The organism is Enterococcus sp. AZ011, assembly GCF_050548355.1.
GTDB lineage: Bacteria > Bacillota > Bacilli > Lactobacillales > Enterococcaceae > Enterococcus > Enterococcus faecalis.
The window spans coordinates 1,814,647-1,835,872 of the sequence record NZ_CP172959.1 but is presented as its reverse complement, the minus strand read 5'-3'; the positions used below and the strand labels follow the sequence as shown (position 1 = coordinate 1,835,872).

General features: G+C 33.1%; 15 protein-coding genes and 1 pseudogene. All 16 read left to right on the top strand.

Annotated elements, in window-relative coordinates; all coding sequences use genetic code 11:
* The 16 genes and pseudogenes from IGL36_RS08905 to hflX all read left to right on the top strand — a co-directional run bounded on the left by IGL36_RS08905 (position 1) and on the right by hflX (position 21,155).
* Positions 1-1,398: a sugar transferase gene (locus tag IGL36_RS08905; protein WP_002356909.1), complete on the top strand. Its 1,398-nt coding sequence runs from the start codon at positions 1-3 to the stop codon at positions 1,396-1,398.
* Between the two features lie 134 nt (positions 1,399-1,532).
* Positions 1,533-2,291 (top strand): glycosyltransferase family 2 protein, encoded by a 759-nt coding sequence (locus tag IGL36_RS08900; RefSeq protein WP_002396066.1) that lies wholly within the window; start codon positions 1,533-1,535, stop codon positions 2,289-2,291.
* A 27-nt stretch (positions 2,292-2,318) separates the two neighbouring features.
* Positions 2,319-2,510: pseudogene (locus tag IGL36_RS08895) on the top strand (LicD family protein); the annotation flags it as partial.
* 243 nt (positions 2,511-2,753) lie between these two features.
* A complete protein-coding gene (locus tag IGL36_RS08890) occupies positions 2,754-5,210 on the top strand; it encodes a DUF5776 domain-containing protein (RefSeq protein ID WP_104846296.1) in 2,457 nt (818 codons plus the stop codon).
* A 1,440-nt stretch (positions 5,211-6,650) separates the two neighbouring features.
* Positions 6,651-7,628 (top strand): glycosyltransferase family 2 protein, encoded by a 978-nt coding sequence (locus IGL36_RS08885; RefSeq protein WP_002398061.1) that lies wholly within the window; start codon positions 6,651-6,653, stop codon positions 7,626-7,628.
* 10 nt (positions 7,629-7,638) lie between these two features.
* Positions 7,639-8,619: a glycosyltransferase family 2 protein gene (locus tag IGL36_RS08880; protein WP_002398062.1), complete on the top strand. Its 981-nt coding sequence runs from the start codon at positions 7,639-7,641 to the stop codon at positions 8,617-8,619.
* 25 nt (positions 8,620-8,644) lie between these two features.
* Positions 8,645-9,850 carry a CDP-glycerol glycerophosphotransferase family protein gene (locus tag IGL36_RS08875; protein ID WP_002398063.1) on the top strand — a complete coding sequence of 402 codons (1,206 nt, stop codon included), beginning with the start codon at positions 8,645-8,647 and terminating at the stop codon, positions 9,848-9,850.
* A gap of 28 nt (positions 9,851-9,878) precedes the next feature.
* A complete protein-coding gene (gene tagD / locus IGL36_RS08870) occupies positions 9,879-10,280 on the top strand; it encodes a glycerol-3-phosphate cytidylyltransferase (RefSeq protein WP_002356917.1) in 402 nt (133 codons plus the stop codon).
* 45 nt (positions 10,281-10,325) lie between these two features.
* Positions 10,326-11,537 (top strand): CDP-glycerol glycerophosphotransferase family protein, encoded by a 1,212-nt coding sequence (locus tag IGL36_RS08865; RefSeq protein ID WP_002385799.1) that lies wholly within the window; start codon positions 10,326-10,328, stop codon positions 11,535-11,537.
* A gap of 14 nt (positions 11,538-11,551) precedes the next feature.
* Positions 11,552-12,937, top strand: a complete 1,386-nt coding sequence (locus IGL36_RS08860; protein WP_010717053.1) for an O-antigen ligase family protein — start codon at positions 11,552-11,554, stop codon at positions 12,935-12,937.
* 47 nt (positions 12,938-12,984) lie between these two features.
* Complete coding sequence (locus IGL36_RS08855; RefSeq protein ID WP_002385800.1) at positions 12,985-14,409, top strand: lipopolysaccharide biosynthesis protein; 1,425 nt, start codon at positions 12,985-12,987, stop codon at positions 14,407-14,409.
* Between the two features lie 1,641 nt (positions 14,410-16,050).
* Positions 16,051-17,001, top strand: a complete 951-nt coding sequence (locus IGL36_RS08850; protein ID WP_002372081.1) for a GDP-mannose 4,6-dehydratase — start codon at positions 16,051-16,053, stop codon at positions 16,999-17,001.
* A 132-nt stretch (positions 17,002-17,133) separates the two neighbouring features.
* Positions 17,134-18,114, top strand: a complete 981-nt coding sequence (locus IGL36_RS08845) for a glycosyltransferase family 2 protein (protein ID WP_002372079.1) — start codon at positions 17,134-17,136, stop codon at positions 18,112-18,114.
* 119 nt (positions 18,115-18,233) lie between these two features.
* A complete protein-coding gene (locus IGL36_RS08840) occupies positions 18,234-18,980 on the top strand; it encodes a glycerophosphodiester phosphodiesterase (RefSeq protein ID WP_002374486.1) in 747 nt (248 codons plus the stop codon).
* On the top strand, positions 18,981-19,910 hold the full coding sequence (miaA, locus tag IGL36_RS08835; RefSeq protein ID WP_002395447.1) for a tRNA (adenosine(37)-N6)-dimethylallyltransferase MiaA: 930 nt from the start codon (positions 18,981-18,983) through the stop codon (positions 19,908-19,910).
* A gap of 3 nt (positions 19,911-19,913) precedes the next feature.
* The gene (gene hflX / locus IGL36_RS08830) at positions 19,914-21,155 is read left to right on the top strand and encodes a GTPase HflX (RefSeq protein WP_002398066.1); all 1,242 of its coding nucleotides are present in this window, start codon (positions 19,914-19,916) and stop codon (positions 21,153-21,155) included.
* The last annotated feature ends 71 nt before the right edge of the window (positions 21,156-21,226 follow it).

The window sequence follows — 21,226 nt, the reverse complement described above, 5'->3', positions numbered from 1 at the left end:
ATGACATCAAAAAGTGAATGGAGTAATGCAAGACGGATTGTAATTATTTTAGCAGACGTTTTGCTCTATAATTTATCAATCATCTTAGGGTTTATGGTGAAATTTGGCCGAGAAATTCCTTCATTTAACTTTGTGGCTTATGAAAAATCTGCAATTTACATTTCAATCTTTTTTATCTTTTTGAATTTGTTGTTAGGTGCGTATATTTTTTATAATCGCAAAATTAGTGACATCATTTTTGTCACGGTGATTGGTCAAATTTTAATGACTTTAACGATTATGATTGTGACATTTGCCGGACGTTGGTTTACGTTCCCGCGTTCTGTTTTAGGATATTCCTTTATAATCGGAATTATTGTTCTAAGTCTTTGGCGAATTCTTGTTTATTATCTTTACTTAAAGGTCAGCAATGAGCGAAAAGTCGTTTTACTAGGTAAAGAAAATCAAGTTATGCGGTCAATTCAAAACTTTATGTCTGATAAAAATAACAAGCATAAAGTAACGAGCGTTGTTGTCAGCAATTACTATGAAAACTTAAAAAAAATTATCGATGAAATCGATATTGTTTATATTTCAAGTAATGTTGATGAGAACGAAAAAGTAAAATTGTATCAATTAATTGTCAAACACAAGAAAAAAATCTTTTTAGATACAAGTTTTGAAAATCTAATTATGTTAAAACCAAACATGATGAACTTTGAAGATGAAAGTATTATCGAAGTCTCAAATTTTGAAATCCAACCAGAAGAGAATTTTATTAAACGTTTATTCGATATTTTAGTCTCTGTTTGCCTATTTGTGATTACCTCACCCTTAATGCTTATTGCAGCGATTTTAGTCAAAGCAACCTCACCGGGACCAGTGATTTACAAACAAACTCGGATTACATTAGATCAACGTGAGTTCTCGATTTTAAAATTTAGAACGATGTCGGCAACAGCGGAAGCAAAATCAGGTCCAGTCTTATCTACAAGTAACGACAGTCGCGTCACTACAGTTGGTAAATACTTGCGCGCTTTACGTATTGATGAGTTGCCACAACTAATCAATGTTATTCGCGGGGATATGTCCATTGTCGGACCACGTCCTGAACGACCATTCTTTGTTGATCAATTTAATCAGGAAAACCCGAATTACTATTTACGTCACAATGTACGTGCGGGGATTACTGGCTATGCCCAAGTTTATGGGAAGTATGCTTCTGACTACAATAGTAAATTGAACTTTGATTTACTGTACATCAAGAATTATTCATTGCTATTGGATATGAAAATCCTGCTTCAAACCATCAAAATTCTCTTTGATAAAGTATCATCAAGAGGATTGGATGAGTCTGAAGAACGTGAAGAATTGACGATGGATTATTGTAAAGAGAATGCTATTAGAATTTACCGTTAAAAGTTTGAGACATAAGTTATTTAAGCTTATGTCTCAAACTTTTTTTGGAAACAAGGAACGTTGAAATAATAAAAGAGCTATGCGATAATATAAACTGTTACATTCTTACATAAAATGCAACGAGGAGTGAACAAATGGAAACAGCACTTGTTTCAATTATTATGCCCATGTACAATGCAGGCAAATTTTTATCAAAATCTATTGAAAGCGTTCTGGAACAAACCTATCAGAATTGGGAATTATTACTCATTGATGATGGAAGTAAAGATAATTCTATTGATATTGCACTTGCCTTTATGGAAAAAGATTCAAGAATCTTTTTACTGAAAAATGAACAGAACATGGGTATTGCAAAGACCAGAAATAAAGGAATTGAAGCTTCAAAGGGACAATATATTGCCTTTTTAGATAGTGATGATTTATGGCTTCCTAATAAATTAGAAGTTCAAATCAAGTGGATGGAAGAAAAAAAACTTTTATTTACATGTAGTTCTTATTTTGTATGTAATGAAAATGGCAACATTACTCATGAGCGTAATTTTAGTGAAGGACCACAAACCTATCAAGATCTTTTAAAAACAAATACTATCGGCTGCTTAACAGTCGTAGTCGAATCTAATCTGCTTAAACGCCATTTAATGCCGGATTTAAAACATGAAGACTATGCTACTTGGTTAAACATTTTGAAAGAAATAAATACGGTCTATTTTATTAACGAAAAATTAGCCATTTATCGTAAGCTAACCACCTCTACATCTTCTAACAAATGGAATACAATCAGTTGGGTTTGGAAAATTTTGCGTCAAAATGAACAGTTTTCAGTTATTAAAAGTTCATTCTACTTAATGCGTTTTTTATTCTATACAACATTTAAATATGCAAAGAATGAATAGGGAGGAAAAGGAAAAGTGGAACAAATAGCAGATTTTAAATCTGCTATTTTTGTTCCGTTTGAAGATACAAAAATGCCAATACCAGTGGACTACAAGCGCTACTTAACACAGGTTTTTGGGGATTATATGCAATTGCCACCAGAGGAAGATCGCCAACCCCATCATGAAGCGCTAATTGTTGATGCTAAAAAATCGTACACAGAATATCTTAAAAAATAAATAAAAGATGAAAACAATCGATTAAAGATCTGTTTTCATCTTTTTACCATTTAAAAGTAAAAAATTGATATAGGAATGTTAAAAAAGCGTAATTGAATTTGAAATAAAGGTATGAGATAATAATTGGTGTTAGTTTTAAAATGTGAAAACAATTAGTTGAAGGTTATAGGATACACATTTTTCGAGAGCGAATGGCAAGTGTTTAAGAAAGATACATATTATTAAATATATAAGGAGAGTTTCATGAAAAAAATCATTTCAGGTATGTTAATTTGTACTGTATTATTAAATAGTTTTAGTGTGATTGCATCAGGAGAAGAGCTTGTAAAAACAGAAACAACGGGGGAGACTGGCTTGGTCACTCAAGCTACGTCAGAAACAACGACTAATTCAACGGAGGATACATCTTCTGTTACAGAAGAAAATACCTCTGAAAGAGATAGTTCTACTTCAAGCACAAAAGAAGAGTCTCTTGATTCTTCAACAAATAGTACAACGGAAGAACATTCTTCTGTTTCAGAAACAAACACAACAGATAGTAAAACAGAAGCATCACAAAGCTCTGAAGTAGAAAAAAAGACCATTGACCAAGATGAAGCGGATTATCAAGAAGCAGCACGTGAAGGAACGAACCATAAAAAAGGAACATATGCTATGAAAAACGGCCTTTCTTCTAGGGTAGCGCGAGCAACAGTTGCGAACGTCTATGCGAATGATCCTAATTTGCCTGGCAAGAATTTTATTGACGTTTCTAGTTGGAATGGAGACATTTCAGTAGCTGAATATCAAAAAATTAAAAGCTATGGTGTAACAGGTGTCTCGGTTAAATTAACAGAAGGAACTTGGTATGTTAATCCATATGCTGCGGGCCAAATTAGAAATGCCAAAGCTGCGGGCTTAAAAGTTTCAGCATATCACTATAGTATGTATGTCTCTGCTGCGACAGCACAAGATGAAGCAAGATATTTTGCTCAGGCAGCGGCTAACTCTGGCTTAGATAAAAATACCATAATGTTTAATGATGCGGAAGATCCAACGCTTACAAACAATGGGCGAAACGCCCATGCTAATTCTGTTGCGTTTAACCAGCAATTAAAGGCACTAGGGTATAAAAATGATGCGTTGTATGTTGGCAAATGGTGGTTAACAAATGGCTATATCGACACCTCCGCCTTCGGAAGAGACAGAGTATGGGTAGCGCAATATCCATATACTCCAGATAGTTCCATGCAGTGGAATAATGACCATGGTGCTTGGCAATGGTCTTCGCAAATGTATTTCCCTGGTTTAGCTAATTATGAAGGGCGTCCGTTTGATATTTCCATGACCTATAGTAATTTTTTAAATATGGGTAATAGTAGTGGGCCTGACTTAAGTAAGTATTACACAACTAATCCAGGTCGAGTAGTAGTAATGAAAGATGAAACATTTTATAACAACGCCGACTTTACAAGCAAAGGTGCCGCAGTGAAAAAGAATACACTAGTAGAAGTGCAAGGGATTGAGTACTCATCAACTGGGTACCCCCGTTTGGTAACACCTCAAGGATATTTAACGGCAAGAAAAGATATCGTTTTAGCGGCAATCAGTAATATTGATAAGTATTACACAGTTAATCCAGGTCGAGTAGTAGTAATGAAAGATGAAACATTTTATAACAATGCCGACTTTACAAGCAAAGGTGCCGCAGTGAAAAAGAATACACTAGTAGAAGTGCAAGGAATTGAATATTCATCAACTGGGTACCCTCGTTTGGTAACACCTCAAGGATATTTGACAGCGAGAAAAGATATCGTTTTAGCGGCAATCAGTAATATTGATAAGTATTACACAGCTAATCCAGGTCGAGTAGTAGTAATGAAAGATGAAACATTTTATAACAATGCCGACTTTACAAGAAAAGGTGCCGCAGTGAAAAAGAATACACTAGTAGAAGTGCAAGGAATTGAATATTCATCAACTGGGTACCCCCGTTTAGTAACACCTCAAGGATATTTGACAGCAAGAAAAGATATCGTTTTAGCAGCAATCAGTAATATTGATAAGTATTACACAGCTAATCCAGGTCGAGTAGTAGTAATGAAAGATGAAACATTTTATAACAATGCCGACTTTACAAGCAAAGGTGCCGCAGTGAAAAAGAATACACTAGTAGAAGTGCAAGGAATTGAATATTCATCAACTGGGTACCCTCGTTTGGTAACACCTCAAGGATATTTGACAGCAAGAAAAGATATCGTTTTAGCAGCAATCAGTAATATTGATAAGTATTACACAGCTAATCCAGGTCGAGTAGTAGTAATGAAAGATGAAACATTTTATAACAATGCCGACTTTACAAGCAAAGGTGCCGCAGTGAAAAAGAATACACTAGTAGAAGTGCAAGGAATTGAATATTCATCTAATGGATATCCCCGCTTGGTAACAAGAAAAGGATATTTAACGGCAAGAAAAGATATCGTTTCAGCAGCAATCAGTAATATTGACAACTACTATACAGAAAATCCAGTAAAAATTGTAATGCTTGTCAATGATCGTTATTATACTGATTTAGAATTTAAAACACCTGGATCTCCAGTAAAAAAAGGAACTACTATTAGAGTGCAAGGAATTGAATATAGTAAAAATGGTTATCCAAGATTAAAAACATCACAAGGGTATATCACTTCAAATAAACGTTATGTACAAAAAGTGAATTAGTTAAGTAACTTAAAAAGACTCTTTGTCAAATAATATCGGGAAAGAGGAATTATAGAATCGTGTCAAATCCAGAGGATAAAATCCTCTGGATCTTTTCTATTTGAACGTTTTCCCGCACAGACAGTGGAAAACGATTAAAATAACGTTCTAAGCAAGGCAGTTGTCGGTTTTCAACAATATCAAATAATTTTCTTGTTTGCCCATTAAAAATTAGGAAACTCATGGCATCAGACACATGACGAACGGATAAAAATCCGTAAAAGTGAAGAAGTTGGTAAGAGCGTTTAGTTATTTGTGAGAAAAAAAACGGCGAATGTCACCTAATACACCAATAATGAGTCCTGCAGAGAGTTTACTAATTCCTAGAATACTTTCGAATTATTCCGTCTGTTTGGCTGCTTCAACTAGCAGTTTGCTTAATTGTTCTAGTGAAGGAGACTGTTTTTTTGTGTGGGGCTCGAAGTCAAAGAGGCTATGTTCGGTCATCCTTTCACTTACAACTCTACGCTTAAAAGAGCAATAGAGGGGAAATTCATCCGTCAATGCATTTCCCCTCTAATCTTAGTATGTTTTTATTACAGAGAGATAAAACTGTGGATAATCATTATAAAAGATTAATTGAAATATATGTATGCGTATGAGATAATATGGGGTGTTATTTACCTAGTAAGCAATAAAGTAAGAGCAGGGGTGAATGGATGGAAAAGATACTTGTATCAGCTATTATGCCTGTTTATAATTCCAATATATATCTTGAATGCGATAGAAAGTATCGGAAAGCAAACTTATAAAAATTGGAAATTAATAGTTAATGAGAATGGTAGTAGAGATCGATTGATTTTTGTTACTAACAAGTACATTAAAAAAATAAGCATATCAAGTTGATAAAGAATAATAAAAATCTAGGGATTGTAAAAATAAGGAATTATAGAGTTGAAAAAAGCTACTATAGAATGTATTGCTTTTCTTATAGTGATGATGTTTAGTATCCCGAAAAATAAACATTCCAGATAACGTTGATGCAAGAATAAAAACTTAATTTTTCTGGTACAGCGTGTTCCATAGTCAATGGAGAAGGACATAAAGCTGGCCCGCGATTATTAAAAGAAAGCTATAAGATTTATTAAAAATTAATTTTATAGGCTGTTTGACAGTTATAAGGAATTACTATGACTATACCATATACCAGAAGTCAAAAACAGATGCTATGTATCTTGGCTTATGTTACTAAAGAAGATTATAAAGTTTATGCAATTAATTAGGAACTATCTATTTATATCATGAGAGAATTCAATATCAGCTAATAAATATAATACAATTAGACGAGCTTGAAATATCTATAGAGATATTTTAAAGATCTATTGTGCTCAATCATTTTGTACATGTAAATTTCCTTGAGCATGAGAACGTTAAAATATATTAATAAAATGAGGGAAAAGTGTGGAAAAAGAAAATTTAAAGTTAAGCGTGGTTATTCCAGTATATAATGTGATGACCACGTTAACTCGTGCAGTAACTAGCGTTTTGAACCAAGATTTATCAGTTCCTTATGAAATAATTTTGGTTAATGATGGTTCTTCTGATGACAGTGGCAAATTAGCTGAAAAATTAGCAGAAGAACATAAAAATATAAAAGTGTACCATAAAAAAAACGGTGGACTTGCTTCTGCAAGGAACTATGGTTTGAAGTATGCCGAAGGTACCCTTATTGCCTTTTTAGATAGTGATGATTATTTTTTACCAAGCATTTTAGATAAAGCGGTCCAAGCTTTTGATTCTCCTGAAATAGATGTAGTAGTGTTTGGTCTGATAAAGGGTAACGAAACCAAAGAAATTTCTTTGATTCCTAAAGAGCAAATAATTACTGACAAAGAGGCAATCATCCGCTCTCTCTTTGTTGATAAAGGAATAGATTTTTACGCTTGGAATAAGATATACCGCAATCACCTTTTTGATGAAGTACGTTTTCCTGAAGGTAAATTATATGAAGACATAGTGCCTACCTATGAGGTTATGAAACGAGCCAAAGCCGTTAATTACTTAGCCATGCCAGGGATTTATTATTACCAAAATCATTCGAGTATAGTACATCAAAAATTTAACGAGAAACAATACGATAATGTTACTCAACGGGAGATTTTGTTAAATAAAATAGTAGAGGAGTATCCTGCTTTATCGTCACTAGCTTTAGATAAAGTATTAGATGGATATTTATCTACAGGATTTAAAATAACAAGTAAACCTAGAGGGGAAATCAATAAAAAATATCTGGATTTTTCTAGAAAAAGGATTAGAAAAAATCTCGTTGAGTTAATGAAAAATACTAAAACAAGTAGTGCCAAAAAAATGGGTTTACTTCTATATTTAGTAAATGGTCCATTATATAATTTTATGTATCGAAAAATTTTAGGGAAGTAAGGAGTTAAAGATGTCAGAAATTAGTATAATTGTTCCTGTTTATAATGTCGAAAATTATTTGAAAAAATGTGTTGAATCAATACTTTCACAAACCTTTACTGATTTTGAATTATTATTAGTAGATGATGGTTCTACAGATTCATCAGGAGAAATGTGTGACGAATTAAAGAGATTAGATGAGCGGATAAAAGTAATTCATAAAGAAAATGGTGGATTAAGTTCTGCACGAAATGCAGGGATTGATGTTGCTAAAGGGAAGTATCTAACTTTTGTAGATAGTGATGACTATATTGATACACATATGCTAGAAGTATTGTACAAAAATATGATACAGGAAGATGCTGATTTATCCATTGTGGGGGTAACAAGTGTTTATTCTGGTCAAGAGCCTGAGATAACTCCTTCTGAAAAATATGTAGTTACCCAAAAAGAAGCAACTAAAATGATTTTAATCGGTAAACAAGCATCTGTTTATGCGGTGGCTAAACTATATAAGAGGAATATATTTGATGACTTAAGATATCCAGTTGGTAAGGCCCACGAAGACGTTTATGTAATTATGGATGTTTTAAATCAATGTAAAAAGGTAGTTGTAGATACTGCTAGTTATTATTTTTACGTTCATAGAGAAGGAAGCATTACCGCTTCTAAGTTTAATATTCGAGACTTAGAAAGTATTGATTCTTGGGAACAAGCATGGCATACTATTCAAGAAATTATGCCAGAATATAGCGACCTTGCATTCAAACGTGTATGTGCGGCTAATTTTTATGTTTTGGACAAGATGATGAAATCAGACAGTGAGTCAGAATACCCTGAGATAACTAAAAGAATAGTAGGCTTTTTAAAAGAAAATCAAAAGTTTATTTATGCTAACCCCTATTTTACTAAAAATAGAAAATTAAGTTTAACATTTCTTCGAATACACCCAATGCTTTATAAAGTTTTTCCTAAAATGCAACAGAGGTATTTAAGAAAGGTTAATAAGTAGCTATACTGAGAGGTGGATTTAATAAGTGGTCTTAAAATTAAAGGATAAGTGGCTTTATTTGAAAACAAGGGTCTTTTCAAGAATATTTGCAAATAGTATATTCTATTTACTGTATCCGATTTTAATTTTTTTTCCAATTAAAAAGAATAAAATTGTAGTCAGTAACTTTAATGGTAAAGGCTATGGGGATAATGCAAAGTATATATGTAATTATTTGTTGGAAGCTAAGGCACCGGTTGATATAGTATGGTTAATTGACAAACATTGGGTTAAAGAAAACGGTGGTTGTCCAAATAGTGTTCGTACTGTTCATGTTCGATCATTTCAAGCATTATTTGAAATGTTTACTGCAAAAATTTGGATTGACAATTGTCGAAAAAGTTTTTATCCCCCAAAAAGAGCGAATCAGTTTTATATTCAGACCTGGCATGCTGGCTTTACATTAAAACAAATTGAAAAATATGTTGAAACTAAATTGCCATCAAGGTACGTAAAAACAGCAAAAAAAGATTCTCAAATGTGTGACTTACTATTATTTGAAACTTCTAATATGATTCCTGATGTACAGGATACATTTTGGTATGAGGGAGAGACTTTTAGAAACGGTCTTCCTAGAAACGATTTGTTAGTAAACTATGATAAGCTCATTATCGAAAAAGTATATAGCTATTTTAATATTGATTCTTCAAAAAAAATAATTATGTATGCACCTACTTTTAGGCAAGAGTATGATTTAGAAATGAATAATGAATTACTTTCTAAAATTATTCAAGTCTATTCTAAAACATTTAATCAAGATGCTGTAATGTTGATTCGCTTGCATCCAAATGATACAGTAAACAAAAATCGTATAATTGGCGAAGGACTTCCTACAGGAATGATAGATGCTTCTTCGTATGATGATATGCAAGAATTATTATGTGCAACAGATACATTGGTGACAGATTATTCTTCAACTTTAGGAGAAATGTTGATTATGGAAAAAAAATGTTTTATTTATGCCTATGACTATGAAGAATATCTAAAGGATCGGGGATTGTTGATGGATTTTAAAGAGCTGCCCTTTCCGTTTGCTTTAACAGAAAAAGAGTTGCTTAAATCTATCAAAGATTTTTCGGCCTCTGATTATGTAAAAAAAGTCCGTGATTTTAAAAAAGAACATAACATTTATGAGACGGGACATGCGAGTCAAGATATAGGAAATCGTATTTTATTAGAAATGAAAAAATAACTGAGACTAGAATAGAGGAGAATAGATTATGAAAAGAGTAATAACATATGGGACATTTGATTTATTGCATTACGGGCACGTAAATCTTTTAAAGAGAGCTAAGTCAAAAGGAGATTATTTGATTGTTGGTTTGTCTACAGATGAATTTAATCTCAATAGTAAAGACAAAGTCTGTTATTTTTCCTATGAAGAACGGAAATCTATACTAGAAGGCATCCGTTACGTTGACTTAGTTATTCCAGAAGAAAACTGGGATCAAAAAGTAAAAGATATGAAGTTATATGATATTGATACCTTTGTAATGGGGAACGACTGGGAAGGTAAATTTGACTATTTAGCTGAAGAAACGGGTGTTGAAGTTGCTTATTTAGAAAGAACTCCTGAGATTTCAACTACTCAAATAAAAAAAGAACTAAAAGATTTTAAATAAGGAATCTTGTTATTTCATCCGATAGCAAAGAACTGGAGTGCTAAAATGAAACAAAAGTATAAAAATGAAATAAACTACTGGCGGAAAAGAGTAATTCCCAGAATTATTAGGACAACCTTTTTTTATATCTGTTATCCTGTTTTGTTTTTTGTTCCAATAAAAAGAAATAAAATTGTTGTTAGTAATTTTAACGGACAGGGGTATGGAGACAATCCAAAGTACATTTGTGAATATTTACTTAGTCAAAACGAAGCATTAGATATTGTATGGCTTATTGATGAAAAACGGGTGAAGAACGCGCAAGCTTTTCCATCTTCTATAAGGTTGGTATCCTTGACTTCATTTAGAGCATTGTATGAGCTACATACAGCAAAAATCTGGATAGATAATTGTCGTAAAAATATATATCCTAAAAAGAGAAAGAATCAGTTTTATATTCAAACATGGCATGCAAGTTTCTCTCTGAAAATGATGGAACGTTTAGTGGAGGATAAACTACCACCTAAATATGTCAAACGAGCAAAAAAAGATTCTAAGATGTGTGATTTATTGATTTTTGAAAGTGCCAATACGATTTCGGATGTTCCGTATAATTTCTGGTATGAAGGTGAAATGTTTAGAAATGGTACACCACGTGGTGATATATTTATTAACTATGATGAGAGACTGGTCCGTAAAGTCTATGATCACTACAATATAGATTATCATAAAAAAATTGTGATGTACGCACCGACATTTCGTCAAGGATATGATTTAGAAGTGGACATAACATTTTTGGAACGACTAACGCAAACTTTTGAAAAGAGATTTAAAAATTCCTATGTAATGCTAGTGCGTTTACATCCCAACGACACAAAAAATAAAGAAAGAATTTTAGGGGGAAGCCTTCCTCAAAATATTATCGATGCATCTGATTATGAAGATATGCAGGAACTTTTATGTGCTACAGATACATTAATAACTGATTATTCTTCTAGCTCAGGAGAAGCACTGATTTCAGAAAAAAAATGTTTTATTTATGCGTATGACTATAAAGAGTACTCTAAAGATAGAGGCTTACTGATTGATTTGGATAATTTACCTTTTCCAGTTTCAACAAATCAAGAAGAATTAATAAACCAAGTTTATAAATTTTCTAATAGTGATTATCTTGAAAAAGTTGAACGCTTCAAAAAAATATATAATGTTTTTGAAACTGGTCATGCAAGTCAAGATATAGGGGATCGAATCCTTCAAGAAATTGATCAGGTGAAATGATAGGAGGAAATTTAATGAAATCAAATGTGCAAAGGTTTAATCAGTTAAGTAAAGAGTATTATATTCTTTTTATGTTAATTCTGTTGATGTTCAGAGCAATAGGGCCATACAGTTTATTGCCATCTATTGTTGATAATCTTCTATATGCTGCGGGTGCAATTTTTGGTAGTATTATAATATTAATTGATTTAGTCAACATTGTACGTGGTAAAAAGAAGTGGAATTATAATTGGTGGTTAATTGGTTTTTTGGTTGTAATATTTATTTCTTCAATTGTTAATAGAAGATATGGAATTACAGGAAATATTAAATTGTTAGTTTGGCAATCTATTTATTTTTTAGTTGTTTACGAAGTCGCACAAGACAACGAAATTTTTCCAAGATTAATCAAAAAATTCACTTGTTTACTAACAAGTGTATGGTTTGTCTTAGCGTTAGTTTCTTTAATAATGTTTTTCTTTCAATATAGTTATACTGTTCACCTACAAACAAGATCTCGTTTCCTACGTATAGGTTTCTATGAAGGCCGACTGTTTGGGGTTTTTGAAGACCCTAACTTTGGTTCAACTGTTTGTGTGGTTGTTATTATACTCTCTTTTGCATATCTAGTCAGAAAAAGTTATGGAAATAAATGGCTTGGTTTATTACTGAAAATAAATATTATTTTACAGTTCTTATATATTGTGTTGTCAGGATCTAGGACTGGAGTGTTAGTCTTAATATCTGTTTTCTTCGTTTATTCCTTCTTTAAAGTTTTTTATTCTAAAAGAATAAACAAGCAGCATGTTCTTGTGAAATTTTTATGTGCAATTTTGTTATCTTTAGTAGGTTGTGGAATAATCTATTTATCTGTTGATTTGTTTAAATGGATTCTTTCTTATATTCCTGAACTATTTAATGAAGTGAAAACAAAAAATCCAGTCAAAGAAAAACCAGTTGATTTAACTCGTCCAGATGTTGAAAATAACGATGATATTTCGAATGGGCGTTTGGCACTTTGGAAAAGTGGTATCGAATTATTTAAATCAAGTTGGTTAGTAGGGGTTTCTCCTAGGAACATGTTACCTTACGCATCAGATATGTTGCCACAAACGTTTATTGCTAAAACACAAAAATATACACATAATTCATATATTAATTTGTTGGCATCTACTGGATCTTTAGGAGTTGTAACTTTTGTTAGCTTTTTTGTATCGAGAATTATTGAAATTGTAGCTTTTTCTTTTAGTAAAGTTAATAATTTCTTTCAACAAGGGTATGCTACCTATGTATTAAGTGTTTTAGCTGTGGCAGTTTCAGGAATGTTTTTAAATGACATTATTTTAGTAAACTCCATCGGTTCCTTAATATTCTGGTTATTTTTAGGAAGAATTGTCTATCTATCAAAAGAATTTAAATAAAGGTATTATTTAGGGGTAGTTCAACAAGGTAGCTATTCCTTTCTATAATGGAGGCATTGATTGCTATGGGAAAATATAAGAAGCTTGCTGGGAACTCAGTTGTTTTTGCTGCAGGTAATTTAGGAAGTAAGATGATTTCATTTATCTTGGTTCCTCTATACACATACTATTTAACTACTACAGAGTATGGAATTGTAGATTTGGTTACAACGACGACTAGCTTGTTACTGCCAATTGTTTCTGGTGGAATTGCTGTAGCAGTTTTACGATTTACTTTAGATAAGAATGCAAATAAAAGTATTGTAGTGTCAAACTCAGCTGTGATTTCATTAATAGGAATCGTCTTATCCTTTGCTTTATATGTTGCATTGTCTTTTTTTAATGTTTTGGAAAATGCGTTAATCTATTTTGTTTTATTATTATCTCTACAAATTTTAACACAGATTTTAGCTCAGTTTGCTAGAGGAAATGGACAAGTAAAAGTATTTGCATTCAACGGAATGTTAAAGACAGCAGTTATTGGCGTTACTAACATTCTCTTTTTAGTTAATTTTCATATGGGCTTGCAAGGGTATTTACTTGCTTTAGTAGTGGCAGAAATTGTTTCTTTAATATATCTGTTAATAACAACACCTTATTTTAGTTATTTAAAATTATCAGCTGTAGATTTTACGTATATGAAAGATATGTTGATTTTTTCATTGCCTACTATTCCAAATGATGTTCTTTGGTGGTTTGTTAACAGCTCAAGCAGATATTTTATTTTGTTTTTTTTAGGTGCAGGTGCAAATGGTCTTTACGCTGTAGCTAACAAAATTCCCTCTCTAATTTCTATGATTCAATCTGTTTTTTCTCAGGCATGGCAAATTTCATTAGTGGAAGAAAAAGATTCTAAAAATAAACACGAATTTCACGGACAAATATTTAAGGTATATTCATTTCTGCTATTTACAGTGGCTTCAGGAATTCTTGTCTTTTTAAAATTTTTTACAGCCAATTTAGTTGCTAAAGCTTATTATGATAGTTGGCAAGTAACGCCTTTACTATTATTATCTGCTATTTATTCAGGATTCATTGGATTTTATGGTCAATTTTACGTTGCCGAGAAAAAAACAAAAGGTTTAATGAATACATCTATAATATCAGGTATCTTAAGTATTATTTGTAATTATATTTTTATTTCAGCATTTGGCTTAATGGGTATCGGGATAGCATCAGCCATCAGTCTCTTCGCTGGCTGGATGGTAAGAATTTATGATACTCGATCATTTGTTCATATAAAAATAGATTGGTCAAGGCTAATAGGCAATCATATGATTTTACTTATTCAATTTATTTTGTTGTTTTTAGTAGATGCCGGATTATTAATGGTTATTGAATTTATAATGTTTATTGCATTAATGTTTTTTAACAAAGATATTGTTTCAAATTTTATCGAACAATTCATAAAAATAATTAAGCGAAAAAAATAATTTGAGAAAATGGAGAATTTTTCTGATTTAATAGAAAAATTTTTCATTTTTTTTAAATAAAGTATTGAATTTGAATAAATAAAATATACTAGTTCTTGACCGTTCGATAAAAGTGTTAGAAAATCACTACAGTAACAATAGGTATAAAAAAGAAATCAAAATTACGGAGTAGAAAGATACAAAGATATTTACTTAAATAAAAAATCTGTCAATGGACACATTATTAATGGTAGGAGCTCTGTTTTCAAATACTCGTATTGCTGATTTCCGTAAGTCCCATAAAAAAGAGATAGAACATTCAACAGTTATAAAAATAAATTTTTCATAAACTACAGAGAATTCAAGTGAGCTACATCAGCAGATAATTACGTAGAACCGTACTAAGAAGTTACTACGACTGAAATGAAAGAAACAAATTTAAGTGATAACGAATTGTTAACAGCCATTGAAAAAACTACCGAAACTTTGTTTATATCTGAAGAGCTTTCAAGTTTAGGAAACTCTTCAAATCAATAGAAAGATACTGATTTAGAAAATGAGCTAAGCTTCAAGTTAAATGAAGATATGCTAATGGGAAGTAGCTTAAAAAGCAAGAGCTGATCATTCTATAGAAAGATGTACTTATGGGGCTAATTAATGTAACAGGACTAATAAACCACCCAAAATTTTGTCGATATGTATCCACGGAACATATATTTAACTGCAAACTATGAAGAAATATAGTGTGAAGGAGGAGTGGGCTGTTAAGATTAACCAAAGCAATCATTATTATGAGAGAAACGGCTTCAACACAAATTAAAAATGCACAAGAAGTTAGATTAGAGATTTCTGGATATTATTTTAGTGTATTTGCTAATCAGAGCCAAGCCACTCGAGAAGTAAACTGCTTTGTAGATGCAGTAATTTAAAGATACGATTATGGCAAACGATGCAGAATATACTACTATGAATGATGGACAGTTAGCGAATAACTCAATCACTTTTGTGAATCAGTTGAAAGCTAGGGAATACTTTAATGTTAGACACTATTTCCAACCACTTTGACTTACTCAAACAATGCTTTCTCCTTCTCATCTAGGGTGAGGCTCATAAGGATAGCTATCTTTATGAGCCTGTTGCAAAGCAAATATGATTAGCTATTTATATAGCATAGAATGAATGGAGCGCTTTTTAATGTTAAAGCTGATTATACGGGGAGTGTTGCAAATGGGAATAGCGCTCTTAACTACGACATAATCCTTGAGTCGCATAACTATAACTGATCAGTGAAAATCAAACGTAGGGTAAATATACGAGTAGTTGTTTAGAGCGTGCCAAAAATAATGGTTAACAGTAAAATATTAGGTTGGATGGACAAATGAGGGTTAAACGAAGCTTTGTATACAGCAAATTTGAAAAAAGAAAACAAGATAGCTGTTATTAAAATTTCAAATAAGTAAAAAACAGCATGTCATATATTTAAAACCATCAAAGACAATAGAAAATGTGGTAAAATTAGGTTGAAGATCTAAATATGCCAACCAACAAGCAAAAGTTATTAAATCAGCAGAACTGTCGAATTGTTTGATGGTGTATCAATTTTAATTAAATAATAAAACTATTGGGTATATTTAACTAAGATAGTAAGGAGTTATTAATAAAGTGGAAACATTCCTAATCACAGGCGGCGCCGGCTTTATCGGCTCAACCTTAGCAAATTATTATAGTAAAGACAATCAAGTTGTGGTCATTGATGATTTATCAATGGGCCAAACTGAAAATTTAAACACATCTGAAAATATCACGTTCATTGAAGGTAGCGTGATTGATCAACAATTAATGGAAAAAGTACTGCAAGAGTATCAGTTCGATTACATTTTTCACTTAGCAGCGATTGCTAGTGTAGCAGATTCAGTAGCACGTCCAGTGGAAACACACCAAGTCAATTTTGAGAGTGTGTTACAATTACTGGAATTAATTCGGAAATACCAGAAAGATTTAAAACGTTTGGTGTTTGCTTCTTCTGCAGCGGTTTATGGTGATGAGCCAACTTTACCAAAACAGGAAGAATCAGTAATTCGTCCATTAACGCCTTATGCAGTGGATAAATTTGCTTCTGAAAAATATGTGTTAAACTATTGTCATTTATATGATGTTCCAACAAGCGCTGTTCGCTTCTTTAACGTTTACGGGCCAAACCAAAATCCTAATTCCCCTTATTCTGGCGTTATTTCGATTGTGATGGACTCTTACAAACGCTTATTAGCCAATCAAGAAGTGACATTCAATATCTTTGGCGATGGAAAACAATCCCGTGATTTTGTCTTTGTTGAGGACGTGGTTCAAGCGTTGAATCTTGTCGCTCATTCTGACCAATCACTTGGGGAAGTGTATAATGTCGGGACTGGGAAAGCAACCGATTTAAATGAGTTAATTTCTTCTTTAAATGATATTATGAAAGTCACTTTGCCAGTTGAATACAAAGAAGCGCGAGCTGGGGACATCAAAGATTCCTTAGCGGATATATCTAAATTACGTGCCATTGGTTATGAACCGAAATATAGTATTCAGTCCGGTTTGGATAAATATGTTAATTATGAATTAAAAGAATAAATAAAACTTCTTGAGAACTATCAGCTCTCAAGAAGTTTTCAAGTAATTTGTACGAAGTAGTCATAGATAAAAAAAGTTTAATATGGTATGCTAAAATTTGTATGCAAGTATTAAATTTGGGGGATTTAACCTGTGAAAAAGAAAATTTTAATTTCAATACCCGCGTATAATGAAGCAAATAATATACGTCCTCTATATAAAAAATTAAATGAAACTTTAGAAGAAAAAAGAGATGAAGTTGATTTTGAAATACTATTCATTAATGATGGAAGTAAAGATAACACTGTAAGTGAAGTTTTATCATTAATTGAGCAAACGGACAATGTTTCTTTAATTGATTTGTCCAGGAATTATGGAAAAGAGATAGCAATGAGTGCGGGCTTTGATTATTCTACACATGATGCTGTTATTACAATGGATGCTGATTTACAACATCCGCCAGCTACAATTATTGATATGATTGATCTTTGGCAGCAAGGTTATGAAGATGTCTATGCTAAAAGAAATCAACGCAAAGGGGAGTCATGGTTTAAAAAAACATCCTCTAAATGGTTTTATAAAGTATTAGGAAAACTAGCCAATACGCCTGTTTTGCCAGATGCAGGAGATTATCGCTTACTTGATCGCAAGGTAGTAGAGGCGCTGAAGCAAATGAGAGAATCTCAACGTTATACGAAGGGGTTATATAATTGGGTAGGATTCAAAAAGGTTGCAATTGAATTTGATGCGGATGAGAGATTACATGGTGAAACAAAATGGAGCTTTGGCGCATTATTGAAATTGGCAATTGAAGGAATTACTTCTTATACAACGGCTCCTTTAAAGATTTCAATGTATTTTGGCTTTTTAGTTTCTTTTGTTGCGTTTGTTTACATGATATATGTATTAATTAAAACATTGATATTTGGTGCGGATACTTCAGGCTTCCCTTCACTAATGATTATGATATTATTTTTAGGTGGCTGCCAATTGATTTCTGTAGGGATTTTAGGGGAGTATGTTGGCCGTGTATTTTTAGAGACTAAGAAACGTCCCTTGTATTTTGTAGAAAATATATACAGTTTGCCAAAGAAAAATGAGACTAAAGAATCAGAGTTAAAAGAGATTGATTAATGAATATATTCATTTTACTTATAAAAAACGAGGTAGTAGTCGAATGGCTGTATCTCGTTTTTCCTATATTTGAACCCACCTCACTCCAATGGTACAATAAACAAGATTGGAGTGAGAGCATGACAGATATTATTGCACATCGAGGAAGTAAAGGCACCCATCCTGAAAATACGTGTATTGCTTTCAGAGAGGCTGTTCGTGTTGGTGCTGAAGGAATTGAATTAGATGTTCATCTTTCTAAAGATGGTTATTTAATCGTTATGCACGATGAAACGGTGGATCGTACGACAGATGGTCATGGTGAAATCCAACAGTTAACATTAAACGAATTAAAACAACTAGATGCTGGAAGCTGGTTTCAGAAAAATCCTTCTGTTCAATGTGTTCCAACATTGGAAGATGTTTTAAATTGTCTTGTAGAAGAACAATTCAATGGTTTTTTGAATATTGAACTTAAAACGGACATTATCCATTATGAAGGAATTGAGAAAAAAGTCGTCCAACAAATGAAGCAAAAAAACTGGCCGTTTCGTTATTTATATTCTAGTTTTTATTTTCCGAGTTTAGTTAAATTAAAAAAAGCTGATCCTAAGACAGAAATTGCCTTTATTTATGAATCTGCAGAGGATTTAAGTCAAGCGGGACCGGCATTCGCGCTTGTCGATAGTTTACATCCAAAAATGTCTTGGGTGTTGGCTCATGAAAAAGAACTTATCACAATTGGGAAACCGCTGCGGCCGTGGACTGTTAATCGGATGGAAGAAATGGAAAATTGTTTTCAGCTAAAATTGGCGGGTGTTCATACGGATTTTCCTGAAGAAGCAAAATTTGCTCGTCAAAATTGGCAAGAAGAAGGAGAAACATAATTGGAGAAAGTATTAGTTATTGTAGGACCCACTGCGGTGGGGAAAACAGCATTAAGTATTGCTTTAGCAAAAAAATTTAATGGTGAAATTATTAGCGGTGACTCCATGCAAGTTTATCGCTCGTTAGACATTGGCACCGCTAAAGTCACAGAAACAGAAAAAGAAGGAATTCCTCACTATTTAATTGATTGCCGTGAAGTCAGCGAAACATATTCTGCCGCTGATTTTCAGAAAGAGGGTCGTCAAAAAATCAAAGAAATTACTGAAAAAGGGAAACTACCAATTATCGTTGGAGGAACAGGTTTGTATATTCAATCACTCCTTTATGATTTTCAACTAGGAAGTCGTGAGATAGATGACTCGCCTGAAATTAGAGAAACGTACAATTTATTTGCGGAAGAAAAAGGGAATCAAGCCTTATGGCAGTTATTACAACAAAAGGATCCTCTAGCGGCTAACAGCATTCATTTTAATAATCGTAAAAAAGTGATTCGTGCGTTAGAGGTCTTTGACAAAACCGGTTATAGTATTTTGACCCCAAAGGAAAAACCAGCTCGTCTCTATGATTATTATTTGTTAGGTTTGGAAACAGATCGCGCTTTATTATATGAACGTATTAATCAGCGGGTGGATCAAATGATGACAGAAGGGCTGTTGGAAGAAGCAAAACAGATGTTTCAGCAACCACATGCACAAGCAGCTCAAGGTATTGGCTATAAAGAATTTTTCCCGTATTTTTCCGGTGAACAATCATTAGAGATGGCGGTTGAAACAGTCAAACAGCAATCGCGGCGATATGCCAAACGTCAATTGACTTGGTTTAGAAATCGAATGGCTGCGCATTGGTGGGATTTGGTTCAGCAGCCAACAGATTTGCCCAAGTTGGAAAAAGAAGTAGCGGAATGGCTACAACAGAAGGAGAGTGAGTAGGCGATGACCACTCATGAAAAAGTGATTCTAGTAGGAGTTGAGACGGAAAAAAATTATCAGACATTTTCAGCATCAATGGAAGAACTGGCGAATTTAACGGAAACCGCTAATGGAGAAGTAGTGTTTGTTTTAACGCAAAAACGACCACAAGTTGATCGACAAACCGTAATCGGTAAGGGGAAATTGGAAGAATTAATTCAATTAATAGATGCCTATGAAGCGGATCTTGTGATTTTTAATCATGAGCTCACACCGCGCCAAAATCAACTGTTATCTGAAGCATTAGCTGTGCGAGTAATTGATCGTGTACAATTAATTTTGGATATCTTTGCTTTGCGTGCGCGCTCCAAAGAAGGAAAGTTACAAGTTGAATTAGCACAATTGGATTATTTATTGCCTCGCTTGGCTGGCCAAGGAAAACAGTTGTCCCGACTTGGAGGAGGTATTGGGACACGTGGGCCTGGTGAAACGAAATTAGAGTCGGACCGCCGCCACATTCGGAATAAAATCTTAGGCATCCGTCGTGAGTTAAAAGAAGTCACTGCTCATCGTGAACGAAGCCGCCAGAAAAGACAAAATTCAGAACTATTTCAAATTGGCTTGATTGGTTATACCAATGCTGGCAAATCAACCATTCTCAACATGTTGACAACAGCAGGAACTTATTCAGAGGATCAATTGTTTGCAACGTTAGATCCTTTAACTAAAAAATGGCAATTGCCTCAAGGCATGGAAGTTACTCTGACAGATACGGTTGGCTTCATTCAAGATTTACCAACACAACTGATTGAAGCCTTTCAGTCGACATTGGAAGAAAGTCGGACGATGGATTTACTGCTCCATGTGGTGGATGCAAGTGCGCCAGATCGGTTACAACATGAACGCACGGTTCAAACATTGATGAAAGAACTAGCATTGGAAAATATTCCGTGTTTGACGGTTTATAATAAAAGAGATCAAGTGGACAGCAAAGAATTTGTCCCAACCTTATTTCCCAATGTATTGATCTCAACTAAAATTCCTGAAGATAAAGAACGACTGGTTCAAGCTATCCGTGCCCAAATGATGGAATTACTCGAGCCTTATCAATTAGAAATTAGCCCAACTGACGGACAACTATTAAGTGAACTTCGCAGGATGACACTAATGGTTTCAGAAGAATATGCTGAAAATGAAAATCGGTATATCGTGAAAGGCTTTGCAAAAAAAGAGTCTAAATGGTTGGCTGAATCCGAAAAAGAGTAAAAAATGGTAAGTTGATTAGAAATGATTTGTAAAAACAAATCATTTCTATTTTTTTGGTTAGCAGGAGAAAA